Source organism: Cellulomonas sp. GbtcB1 (assembly GCF_019091725.1).
Taxonomy (GTDB): Bacteria; Actinomycetota; Actinomycetes; order Actinomycetales; family Cellulomonadaceae; genus Cellulomonas.
The window spans coordinates 1-12,449 of the sequence record NZ_JAGXJG010000082.1 but is presented as its reverse complement, the minus strand read 5'-3'; the positions used below and the strand labels follow the sequence as shown (position 1 = coordinate 12,449).

The following is a 12,449-nucleotide window of genomic DNA, read 5'->3' as shown; positions in this document are numbered from 1 at the left end:
CGCCCCTCGACCTCGGCTCCGGGCCGGAGGCCACCCGGCTGCGGCCGGTCGTGGCGGTGCACCCCGGCGCCGCGCCGGGAGCCGCCCCGGCCGCGGGCGCGCAGGCTTCGGACGCCGCGCCCGGCCCCGAGCTCGTCGCCGCCCCGGTGCACGAGGTGCACCCCGGGTCGGCGGGCCGGTCCCGCACGGGCCGCGTCCTCGCCGCCGTCGGCTCCGTGCTCGCCATCGCCGCGGCCGTCGTCGCGGTCGTGCTGCTCGCGAACCGCCCCGAGACCGACCCCGGGCCGGCCGCGGGCACCGAGTTCCCCGGCCCCGCGAGCACCCTCGGCCAGACCGTGCCCGCGCCGACCAACCTGTTCGGGGCGCGCCAGGCGGACGGCACGGTCGTGTTCACCTGGACCAACCCCGAGCCGCAGGACGGCGACACCTACCTCTGGGGCGTGCGCACCGCCACGGGCGAGCCCCAGCTCGAGATCGCCGAGGAGCCCACCGTGACCGTGACCCCGCCGGCCGAGGGCGGCGAGGTGTGCATCGAGGTCTCCGTCGTGCGCGCGGACCGCCGCGCGTCGACGGTGCCCGCGGAGGGCTGCGCCGCGTGAATCTTCCCTGGAACCGCAAGAAGGTCGCGTCCACCGCGGCCGTCGTCACCGTGCCCGCGGTGCTGGCGACGCTCGCCCTGGTCAACCCCGGGTTCCCGCTGGCGCAGGTCGACCTCAACGACGGCGCCGTCTGGCTGACGTCCACCAGCACCCTGCAGGTCGGGCGGTACAACGCCCAGGTCGAGGAGCTGAACGCCGGGCTGGTCGCGAGCAGCACCGAGTTCGACGTGCTGCAGGACGCCGGCGACGTGCTGATCGTCGAGGCGGGCACCCTGACCGTGGTCGACCCGGCCGGGGTGACCGCCGCCGCGCAGGTCGCGGTCCCCGCGGGCGCCCAGGTGTCGATGGCCGGCGGCACCGTCGCGGTGATGGACACCGACGGCCAGGCCTGGGTCCGCACGTTCGCCGACCTGCCGATGCTGCAGGTGACGGCCGACGAGCCGGACGCCGACGTCGGCGCCGGCGGCGTCGTCACGGCGTCGGTGACCGGCGACGCGTTCGCCGTGGCGGGCAGCACCGGCGAGGTCACGCGCCTCACGCCGACCGCGGGCGGCGCGGCCACGGCGGAGGAGGCCCCGGCGCTCGGCGGCGCGGTCGAGCAGGTGACCGCCGTGGGCGACGTTCCGGTCGGCCTGGACGGCGACACCGTCCGCACCCCGGGCGGGTCGACGGCCCTCGGCATCGCGCAGCCCGTGCTCCAGCAGCCCGGTCCCGCCGCGAGCACCGCGCTCGTCGCGGGCAGCACCGGCCTGGTCGAGGTGTCGGTGTCCTCCGGCGAGGTCGCCGCCGAGCACGAGGCGGGCGGGGCGGGCACGCCCGCGGCGCCCGTCCGCGTCGGCACCTGCGCGCACGCCGCCTGGCCCACCGCGACGCAGAACTACCTCGAGCTGTGCGCGGACGCGGAGCCGCGGCTGCTCGACCTCGACGGCGTGACCGCGACGGACCACCTGGTGTTCCGGGTGAACCGGCAGGTCGTCGCGCTCAACGAGACCGTCGACGGGCGGCTGTGGCTGCCCCTCGAGGACACCGAGCTCCGCGAGCCCGACTGGTCGGACGTCGTGCCGGAGGAGAAGCCCGAGGACGACACCGACCGGGCCGAGGGCGACCGGACCACCCAGCAGCTGGTCCCCGAGTGCTCGCCGACCAGCGCCGCCCCGAACGCCGTCGACGACCAGTTCGGCGTCCGCGCGGGCCGGACCACGATCCTGCCGGTCATCGACAACGACACCTCCTCCGACTGCGGCATCCTCGTGCTCAGCGAGGTCGACCCGCTGCCCGCCGAGCTCGGCACGCTGCAGCAGGTGTACGGCGGCCGGGCGCTGCAGGTCACCGTGCCCGCCGACGCCACCGGCTCGGCGACCTTCGCCTACTCGATCAGCGACGGCCGCGGCACCACCGCGCCCTCGACCGCGCAGGTCACGCTGACCGTCCGCGACGCCTCGCTGGACGAGCCGCCGGTCCAGGACCGGACCGGCGAGATCCGGGTCGAGCAGGGCGCGACCGCGTCCTACCCGGTGCTCGCCGACTTCTCGGACCCCGACGGCGACCCGCTGACCCTCGTCGGCGCGTCCGCGGAGAAGGGCACCGCGCGGTTCCGCCAGGACGGCACGCTCAGCTACGTCGCCGACGGCGGCGAGCTCGGCCGCGACGTCGTGCACGTCGTCGTGTCGGACGGGACCTCGACCACCGAGGGCACCGTCGACGTCGACGTCCGGGCCATCGGCTCGCTGGACCTGCAGATCGACCCGGTGCACGCCGTCACCTACGTGGACCAGGACGTCCAGCTGCGCCCGCTCGACGCCGTGCGCACCTTCGGAGCCGAGCAGCCTCGGCTGGCGGGCGTCGAGGACGTGCAGGGCACGACCGTCACGCCCGACCTGGAGGCGGGGACGTTCAGCTTCCGCGCCGCGCAGGCCGGCACGTTCTACGTCAGCTTCACGGTGACCGCCGCGCCGCAGCAGGCGACCGGCGTCGCGCGCATCGACGTGCGCGAGCGGCCGGAGCAGGCCGAGCCGCCGGTCGCGGTGGCCGACGACGCCTGGCTGCCCGCGGGCGGGGAGACCACCGTCGACCCGCTGGCCAACGACACCGACCCGGCCGGCGGCGTGCTGGTGCTGCAGAGCGTGTCCGCGCCCGACGGCCTGCGGGTCGCCGTGCGGCAGCGCACCCTCGTCACCATCTCGGCGGTCGGCGCGCTGACCGAGCCGGTCACCCTGCAGTACGTCGTGTCCAACGGGACCGCCAGCGCCACCGGGCAGATCCTGGTCCGCCCGGTGCCGGCGTCCGCGACCCCGCAGCCGCCCGTGGTGCCGAACGTGACCGCCGACGTCCGGACCGGGGGCGTCGTCACGATCCCGGTCCTGGAGGACGCGTCCGACCCGGACGGCGACACCATCACGCTGAAGCCCGAGCTGGCCGAGCCGCTCGGCGACGGCGAGGGCCTCATGTTCGTCTCGGGCGACAACCTGCGGTACCAGGCCCCGTCGTCCCCGATGACCGTGCACGCGACGTTCGTCGTCCAGGACGCGACCGGCATGGAGACGGCCGCGACCGTCACCGTCCGGGTGCACGAGTCCGACCCGGAGACCAAGGCCCCGCCGAAGCCGCGCGCCCTCACGGCGCGCGTGTTCGCGGGGGAGACCGTGCGGATCCCGGTGCCGCTGGTCGGCATCGACGCCGACGGCGACGGCATCACGCTGCTCGGCGTCGCGTCCGCCGGCACCAAGGGCCGGGTCCCCACCGTCGGCGCGGACTTCCTGGAGTACGAGGCGCTGCCCGACGAGGCCGGCACCGACACCTTCACCTACGCCGTCGAGGACTGGACCGGCCAGCGCGCCGTCGCCACCGTGCGCGTGGGCATCGCCGCACGCCCCGGCGACAGCAACCGCGTGGTCGCGCGCGACGACACCATCACCGTCCGCCCCGGGCAGACCGTCGAGGTCCGGGTCCTGGAGAACGACACCGACGTGCTCGGCGGCGAGCTCGCCGTCCGGGAGGACCTGGAGGTCGACGAGGGCATCACGGCCTCGCTGTCCGGCAACCGGGTCGTCGTCCGGGGCGACGCCGCGGGCGTGTTCAACATCGGCTACACCGCCGTCAACGAGCGCGGGGCCGTCAACGGCGCCGTGCTCTCCGTGACCGTCGACCCGGACGCGCCGGTGCTCGCGCCGATCGCGCGCGACGTCGTCGTGCCGCCGGTCGACACGGTCGGGCGGACCAGCGTGGACGTCGACGTGCTCGGCGTCGCGCAGAACCCGAGCGGCCCGCTCGGGGACCTGCGGGTCTCCGTGCCCGGCAGCGCGTCGTCGGTGGCCACGGTTCGCGGCGACGGCACCATCACGGTCACCCTCGCCGAGACCGCCCAGACCATCCCGTACCTGCTGACGAACACCGCCGCCGAGGACGTCCGCTCCTACGCGTTCATCTCGGTGCCCGCCCTCGGCTTCTTCCCGCCGACCGCCCGCCCGCGTGCACCGGAGCTCCGGGTCGCCGGCGGCGAGACCCTGACGATCCCGCTCGGCGAGCAGGTCCAGGTGGCGCCGGGGCGGACCGCGCAGGTCGCCGACGCCACCGCGGTCACGGCCACGCGGTCGGACGGCTCGTCGCTGGTCGCCGACTCCACCACCGTGCAGTTCCGCCCTGCCGAGGGGTACGTCGGGCCCGCGTCGATCACCGTGCCGGTCACCGACCGCACCGGCGCGGGGGACACCTCCGCCCGGACGTCGGTCATCACGCTGCCGATCACGGTCTACACGCTCGACGACTACCCCCCGACGTTCGTGCCCTCCACCCTGGAGGTCGGGCCCGGCGAGGCGCCCACGACGGTCGACCTCCAGGCCTTCACGCAGGGCGTCGAGGGCGCGTCCGGCGCGGACACCTTCACCTACCGGCTCACCGGCGACGCCCCGGCCGGGTTCACCGTGTCGCTCCAGGGGAGCCGGCTGTCGGTCGCCTCCGACGTGGGCACCCCCAAGGGCACCCGCGGCACGCTGCCGATCGAGCTCGGCTACGGCCGCGCCGGGAAGATGGCCGTCCAGGTCGAAGTGCGGACCGTGGCGAGCACCCGGCGGGTCGCCGTGCTCCAGGACAAGGTCGTGAACGACGCCGTCCAGGGGCAGGAGCGCGTGGTCGACGTCCTGGCCGGCGCGTCCAACCCGTTCCCGGACCAGCCGCTGCGCGTCGTCGGCGCGACCGTCGAGACGGCCGGCGCCGGCACCGCGTCGGTGTCCGGCTCCGACGTCGTGGTCCGGCCCGCCGCCGAGCTGGTCGGGCAGATGGTCGTGCGGGTGCGCGTCCGGGACGCCACGGACGACAGCGCCCGCGAGGTCGCGTCCAGCATCACGCTGCGGGTGCGGGGGAAGCCGGAGACGCCGGCGGCCCCGCGGGTCGGCGAGGTCCGCGACGGCACCGTGGTGCTGTCCTGGACCGCGCCGTACGACCGCGGCGAGCCGATCAGGGGCTACCGGGTCACGGCCAGCGCGGGCGGGCCGACGACGTCCTGCGCCAGCACCACGTGCACCATCACCGGGCTGACGAACAACGTCGAGTACACGTTCACGGTGGCGGCGGAGAACGCCGTCGGCTGGTCCGACCCGAGCCCGGCGTCCGCCGTGGCGCGCCCGGACACCGTGCCGGACACCCCGGCCGCCCCGTCGCTCCAGTGGGGCGACCAGGAGGTCACGGCGACGTGGGCGGTGCCGAACTCGAACGGGTCGCCGGTGTCGTCGTACACGCTGATGATCTCGCCCGCCCCGCCGGGCGGGGCCGGGTCGGTGACGACCAGCGGGACGTCGTACACGTTCCGCGGGCTGACCAACGGCACGGCCTACACGGTCCAGGTGCGGGCGCACAACCGCGCGCCTGAGCCGAGCGCGTGGAGCGGGCAGCCCGCGCCGGTGACCCCGGCCGGGAAGCCCGACGCGCCGTCGTTCGGACCCGAGGCCGTTCAGTCGACCGCGTCGAGGCAGCTGGTCGTGTCCTGGAACCCGTCCGCGAGCGACAACGGTGACCCCTTGACGTACGTCCTGAAGATGACGGGCGCGGTCAACCGGACGGAGACGCTCCCTGCGGGGCAGACGTCGTACGGCCTCACGGTCGACAACGACCAGAACGTCAACTTCGAGGTGTACGCGCAGAACAAGGCCGGCAGGTCCGGGTCCGCGACGACCAGCGGTCGCGCGTACGACGTGCCGGGCGCGCCCGGGAACGTCCGACCCGACGGCAACCATTCGACCGACACGGACGCCGGCAGCGGATGGGTCGACGTGGTGTGGGACCCGGCCGCCGAGAACGGCGCCTCGTTGCAGCGCTACGTGGTCGAGTCGTCCGCGGGACGTGTCGAGATGGGGTGGGGCGGGCAGAACCGTGCGCGCATCACGGGTCTCGTCGCCGGCGACCCGCTGACGGTCACAGTCTCGGCGTGCAACCGACGAGGGTGCGGGGCCCCGGCGTCCTGGAACACGCAGGACAACACCGCTCGGACGCGAGCAGCGGCGCCGACCGGTGTGACCCTGGCGATCCCGCAGACCACCGGCCAGCCGACGACGGGGACCGTGTCCTGGTCGGTGGGCGACATCGGCCGGGGCACGGTCCAGGGGTACGAGTACGAGCTCTCCGGGTGGGGATTCGGCACCAAGTCCGGGCAGGGTGACGGTGACGTCCGCACCGGTCCGGTCGCCCTCCCTGACGACCGCGGCGTGTCGAACCCCAGCTCCGTCTCGATCCGGGTTCGGGTACGCACGGAGGTCGGCTGGGGGGCCTGGAGCGACTGGACGCCGTCGCAGGTGGTCCAGTGGGCCCCGCCCGACTCGGACGACTCCTCCGGATGACCCGGCGCCCGCCGATCGGGTGATGGGCCCGCACGACACGACCCCACGACACACAGCACCGACAGGAGACACCCCCCGATGACCCCCGAGCAGTCCGCCTGGTTCGCCGAGACGTTCGCCGGCCTCGTGGGCAACGTGTCCCGCGCGGTCCTGGGCGCCGACCGCCCGGTGCGGCTCGTGCTGACCGCGATGGTCGCCGAGGGCCACGTGCTGCTGGAGGACGCCCCGGGCACGGGCAAGACGTCGCTGGCCAAGGCCATCGCGGCGTCGGTCCAGGGCACCCACCAGCGCATCCAGTTCACCCCGGACCTGCTGCCCTCCGACGTCACCGGCGTGACGATCTGGGACCAGGGCGCGCGGACGTTCCAGTTCCACCCGGGCCCGGTGTTCACCTCCGTGCTGCTCGCGGACGAGATCAACCGCGCCTCGCCGAAGACGCAGTCCGCGCTGCTGGAGGTCATGGAGGAGGGCCACGTCACGGTCGACCGGGACACGCACCCGGTGGGCCGGCCGTTCGTCGTGATCGCGACCCAGAACCCCGTCGAGCAGGCGGGCACCTACCGGCTGCCGGAGGCGCAGCTCGACCGGTTCCTGGTGCGCACCTCGCTCGGCTACCCGGACCGCACCGCGACGGTCGAGATCCTGTCCGGCGCCCGGGACCGCACCCGCGAGCTGGACGCCGTGGTCACCACGGCGGGTGTCGTCGAGATGGCGGAGCTCGCGCAGACGGTGCACGTCGACGGCTCGGTGCTGGACTACGTCGCGCGCCTGATCGAGGGCACCCGCGAGGACCCGCAGACCTCGCTGGGCGCGAGCGTCCGCGGCGGTCTGGCGCTCGTCCGCGCCGCGCGGGTGCAGGCGGCAGCCGCGGGGCGCGCCTACGTCATCCCGGACGACGTGAAGGACCTCGCGGTGCCCGTGCTGGCGCACCGCCTGGTGCTCGACCCCGAGGCCGACTTCCTCGGCGCGACGACCACCCAGGTGGTCGAGCGCGTGCTGTCCGCGACCCCGCCGCCGGTGGCGCGCGCGTGACCAGGGTCGGGGTGCACCCGGGAGGCGCGGCGTGAGGCGGTCGCGCACCCGGCTGTCGGGCGTGGGCTGGGGCGCGGGGCTGCTCGGTGCGGCCGCCGCGGTCGCCGGCGTGCTGCTCGGCTGGGTCGAGCTGGCGGCGCTGGGCGCCGTCGGCGCCGTCGCGCTGCTGGTCGCGCTCGCGATGACCTGGGGACGGCTGCCGCACGCCGTGCGGCTCGACCTCGCGGACCGGCGGGTGCGCGTCGGGGAGCGGGCGTTCGGCGGGGTGGTCGTGTCGGCCCCCGGCGGTCGTCGGACGCGCGCGGTGCGCCTGGAGCTGCAGGTCGGCGAGGGCCGGGCCGAGCTCGAGATCCCGTCGCTGGCCCCGGGCACCGAGCACGAGGAGCTGTTCGCGGTCCCCACCGACCGGCGCGCCGTCGTGACGGTCGGCCCGGTGCGCGCGGTGCGGGGCGACGCGCTCGGGCTCGCCACCCGGCACGCGGTGACCACGGGCTCGGAGGAGCTGTACGTGCACCCGCGCGTCGTCATGCTCACGGGTGCCGACGCGGGCCTGCTCCGCGACCTCGAGGGCGGCGCGACCCGCGACCTGTCCGACATGGACCTGGCGTTCCACGCGCTGCGCGACTACGTGGTCGGCGACGACCGCCGGTCGATCCACTGGCGCACCACCGCGCGCCGCGGGCAGCTCACCGTCAAGCAGTACGAGGACACCCGCCGCACCCAGACGGCCGTCGCGCTCGCCACCGACCCCCGGGACTACCGGCACGGCGCGGACGACGCGGAGCTGGAGCTCGCGGTCAGCGTGGTCGCCTCGCTCGGCGTGCACGTGCTGGCCGAGGAGCACCCGCTCGCGGTGCTCGCCGGCCCCGGCCGGGTGCGCACCACCGCGCGCCGGCCGCTGCTCGACGACTGCTCCGGCATCACCTGCGGCCCCGACGGCACCGGCTCCCGGCTGCTCGGCCGCCGGGTCGCCCGCGAGGCGCCCGACGTGACGCTCGCGTTCCTGGTCACCGGGTCCGTCGTGCCCGCGGCGGACCTGCGCGCCGCCGCCCGGCACGTGCCCGAGGGCACCCGGACGCTCGTGGTGAGCTGCGTGCCCGGCACCGAGGTCGAGGTCCGCACGCAGCGCACGCTGAGCCTGGTCCGCCTGGGCTCGCTCGACGACCTGCCCCGCGCCCTGCGTCTGGCGGCGGCGGCATGACGACGACGACCGAGAACCCCGTCGCGCCCGGCGCCGTCGCATCCGGCGCCCCGGACGCGGCCCCCGGCGTGCCGACGCCGCCCGGGCCGCCCTCGTCCGGGCGCCGCCGGCCCGGCGGCTCCGGGCAGCCCGCGGGCGCGGAGCGGCCCCGCCGCGGCGTCCCGCGCGGCGGGCGGGCGGTCGTCGACGTCCTCGTGCTCGCCGGCGCCGTCCTCGCCGCGCTGACCCCGCTGCTGCCGGTGTACGGCGGCTCGGTGCTGCTGGCCCCGGTGGTCGGCGGCGTCGTGCTCGGCGCGGCCGCGGGCGTGCTGTCGGCCTGGGCGCGCTGGTCGACGCCCGTGACCACGGCCGTGCTGCTCGCGGTGACCGTCGTGCTCGGCGGCCCGCTCGCGACGCCGGACCAGACGGTCGGGGGCGTCGTGCCGACGCTCGCGTCGATCGTGTCCGTGGTCCGCGGGTCGGTGCTGGGCTGGAAGGACGTGCTGACCCTGCAGCCGCCGCTGGGCGGCTCGGGCTGGCTGCTGGTCCCGCCGTACCTGCTGGCGGTGGTCGGGACCGCGGTCGCGGTGCGGCTCGCGCTGGGCTCCGGGCGCGCGGCACCGGCGGCCGCGCTGCTCCCGCCCGTGGTCCTCGCCGGGGCCGTGCTGCTCGGCACGCACACCACGGTCGCCCCGGTGGCCGTCGGCACCGCGATCGCGGTCGTCCTGCTGGTCTGGGCGTCCTGGCGGTCCGGCCGGCTGCGGGCGCGGCGCCCGGTCGCGCTGGTCCTGCTGGTCGCGCTCGCCGGCGGCGCGGGCGTCGCGGCGGGCACCGCCGTCGAGTCGAACCGGGACCGGTACGTCCTGCGCGACGCGCTGCTGCCGCCGTTCGACCCGCGCGACTACGCGAGCCCGCTGTCCGCCTTCCGCAAGTACGTGAAGGACGACGACACCGTCGAGCTGTTCACGGTGCAGGGGCTGCCCGCGGGCGCCCGGGTCCGGCTCGCGACCTTCGACCGGTTCGACGGCGTGGTGTGGAACGTGGCCGGCGACGGCTCGTCCCGCGCCTCGGGCCAGTTCCGCCGGGTCGGCGAGGTCGTCAGCGAGCAGGCGGTCGAGGAGGCCGACGCCGTGGAGGCGTCCGGCACCGGCGGCGAGCGCGCGGAGGTGCAGGTCCAGGTCGACGGGCTGTCCGGCGTGTGGCTGCCGACCGTCGGGGACGCGGTGTCCGTGCGGTTCGACGACACCGAGGCGCAGTCCCGGCTGCGGTTCAACGACGCGACCGGCGCGGCCGTGCTCACCGGCGGGCTGGACGAGGGGCTGACGTACACCCTCGACGCCGTCGTGCCGGCCGAGCCCGACGACGAGCAGCTCGGCTCCGCCGCGGGCAGCGCGCTCGACCTGCCGGAGCCCCAGGGCGTCCCCGACGCCGTGTCGACCGCGGCCGGCGACGCGGCCCGCGAGGCCGAGACTCCCGCCCAGGTGGCCCGCGCGCTCGAGCAGGCGCTGTCCGAGCGCGGCTTCTTCTCCCACGGGCGCACCGACCAGGGCGACTACCCGTCGCTGTCCGGCCACGGCGCCGACCGGGTGGCGACGCTGCTCGGCGGCGACCTCATGGTCGGCGACGACGAGCAGTACGCGTCCGCGATGGCCCTCATGGCCCGCGAGATGGGCCTGCCCGCGCGGGTGGTGATGGGCTTCGTGCCGGGCGACGACGAGGACGCGGCCGCGACGCCGGACGCGCCGCTCGACCCCGACGCCCCGGTGGTCGTGACCGGTGCCGACGTGCACGCCTGGGTCGAGATCGCGTTCGAGGGGTACGGCTGGGTCACCTTCGACCCGACCCCGCCCGAGAGCCAGACGCCGCAGGACGAGCAGGAGACCAGCCAGGCCGACCCCGAGCCCCAGGTCGCACAGCCCCCGCCGCCGCCCGCCCCGCCGGTGGACCCGCCCGCGGACGACACCGACCAGCCGCAGACGCAGGACGGCGAGGACGAGTCCGCCCTCGCGGTCTGGCAGCGCATCGCGCTCGGCGTCGCCGCCGGGTCCGGCCTGCTGCTGGTGCTGCTCGCGCCGTTCCTCGTCATCGCGGGCCTCAAGGCCCGCCGCCGGCGCCGCCGTCGGCGCGACCCCGTCCCGGTGAACCGGGTCGTGGGTGGCTGGCAGGAGGTGCTCGACCTGGCGACCGACCTGCGCCGCGACGTCGACCCGGTGGCCACCCGCCGCGAGGGCGCGCGGTCGCTGGACCGGGCGTTCACCACCGCGCCGGAGCCGGAGGAGGGGCGCCGCCGGAAGCGTCCCGCCCCGGTGCCGGCCGGCCCGACGCCTGCCGGGGTCGAGGCGGGTGCCGCGGTGGTCGCGCTGGCCGACCGTGCGGACGCGGCCGTGTTCAGCGCCGCAGCCCCGACGACGGCGGACGCGCGGGAGTACTGGGCGGAGGTCGACCGGACGCTCGCGTCCATGCGGGCGGCGACGCCCCGCAAGCAGCGGTGGCGCGGGCGGGTCACGACCCGGTCGCTGCGTCGGTCCGAGCGGCGCCGGGCCGCGGCGGCCGCCGACCGGGCGCGGCGGAGCGTGCCGGACGGCAGGGAGAAGCGGGGGACCAGGGGACGACGGGCACGACGAGCGGACGGAGCGGACGGATGAGCAGCACCACCGGCGGCGTGGTCCCGCCGAGCGCACCGCCTGCGCCGGTCGGGCGCCGCGTCGCGGCGTACCTCGTGGACGCCGCGCTGACGTCGATCGCAGCGGCGCCGCTCTGGCTCGCGTGGGCGCCGGCGTTCGCGGCGACCGTGCGCGCGGCCTCCGACCCAGGGGCAGGCACGGTGCCCGAGCCCGCCGCGCCGTCCGGGGTGCTGCTCGCCGTCGGGGCGGTGCTGCTCGCCGCCTGGGCCGTGGCGCAGTGGGTGTGGAACGGCACCCGCGGCTGGACCGTCGGGCGCCGGCTGCTCGGCCTGCGGCTCGTCGACGTCCGGTCCGGCCGGCCCGTCGGGCTCGGGCGGGCGTTCGTGCGGGCGCTGATCGTCGCCCTGGGCTCGCTGGCGTGCGGCGTGGGCCAGATCGTGGTGCTGCTGTCGCCGCTGTTCGACTCGTCCGGGCGCCGGCGCGGCTGGCACGACCGGGTGGGGGAGGGCGTCGTCGTCGACGTGCGTGGGCTCGTCCCGGCCCGTCGGGTGGCCGACTGGCCGGCGCGCGCGGACCGGGCCGGCGGTCCAGGCGCGCCCGCACTGCCCGCCCCGCCCGCAGAGCACGGCGGGGACGCCCCGGCGTGGCCCTCCGTGCCGCACCCCGCGGCACCCGGTGACGCGTGGGCGGGTGAGCCGACCGCCGCGGGCGCCACGCCGACGGTCGACCCCACCCCGTCCGAGCCCACCCGCACGCGGTGGAGCGCGCTCGCCGCCGACCGTCGGCTCGACGCCCCGGGGTTCGTGCTGCCCCCGCTCGGCGGACCCGGCCTGGGACCGGACCTCGACACCCGGCAGATCCCGGTCGTCCCGGCGGCCGTCGTGCCCGCGCACCCGGCGGCGCCCGTGCCGCTCGCACCCGGGCCGGACGCCGCCGCGCCCGCGTCGGGACCGGCGGCGCCGGCTCCGGCGCCGCCGGACGTCCCGGCTCCGTCCGCGCCGGGTGCGGCGCCCGGGTACGTCGCGGCCCCGGCGGCGCCTGCCGCGACGTCCGCGTCCCTGTCGGCCCCGGCGGTGCCCGCGGACCCGTCGGCCCCGGCGGCGCCCCCGGACCCCAACCACATCTGGGGCCCGTACTTCGCGGGCGCCGGCGCCCGGCAGGTGCCGATCGGCGACGGCACCGACGG

5 protein-coding genes and 1 pseudogene are annotated in these 12,449 nt (G+C 77.0%); all 6 read left to right on the top strand.

The window, feature by feature from the left end:
* Positions 1 to 599, top strand: a pseudogene (locus KVT14_RS19060) (serine/threonine protein kinase); the annotation flags it as partial.
* Positions 596 to 6,427: an Ig-like domain-containing protein gene (locus KVT14_RS19055; RefSeq protein WP_217617107.1), complete on the top strand. Its 5,832-nt coding sequence runs from the start codon at positions 596 to 598 to the stop codon at positions 6,425 to 6,427. The pseudogene KVT14_RS19060 and the gene KVT14_RS19055, both read left to right, overlap by 4 nt.
* 78 nt (positions 6,428 to 6,505) lie before the next feature.
* Positions 6,506 to 7,459, top strand: a complete 954-nt coding sequence (locus KVT14_RS19050) for a MoxR family ATPase (RefSeq protein ID WP_217617106.1) — start codon at positions 6,506 to 6,508, stop codon at positions 7,457 to 7,459.
* Positions 7,460 to 7,490: 31 nt separating this feature from the next.
* Positions 7,491 to 8,660 carry a DUF58 domain-containing protein gene (locus tag KVT14_RS19045; protein ID WP_217617105.1) on the top strand — a complete coding sequence of 390 codons (1,170 nt, stop codon included), beginning with the start codon at positions 7,491 to 7,493 and terminating at the stop codon, positions 8,658 to 8,660.
* On the top strand, positions 8,657 to 11,284 hold the full coding sequence (locus tag KVT14_RS19040; protein WP_217617104.1) for a transglutaminase domain-containing protein: 2,628 nt from the start codon (positions 8,657 to 8,659) through the stop codon (positions 11,282 to 11,284). The genes KVT14_RS19045 and KVT14_RS19040 overlap by 4 nt, the downstream gene beginning before the upstream one ends.
* A partial coding sequence (locus tag KVT14_RS23265) for an RDD family protein (RefSeq protein WP_217617103.1) occupies positions 11,281 to 12,449 on the top strand: 1,169 nt, incomplete at its 3' end. The genes KVT14_RS19040 and KVT14_RS23265, both read left to right, overlap by 4 nt.

Excerpts from the sequence above, each read along its gene's own strand:
- KVT14_RS19050 (WP_217617106.1), top strand. The coding sequence starts at position 6,506 with ATGACCCCCGAGCAGTCCGCCTGGTTCGCCGAGACGTTCGCCGGCCTC.
- KVT14_RS19040 (WP_217617104.1), top strand. The coding sequence starts at position 8,657 with ATGACGACGACGACCGAGAACCCCGTCGCGCCCGGCGCCGTCGCATCC.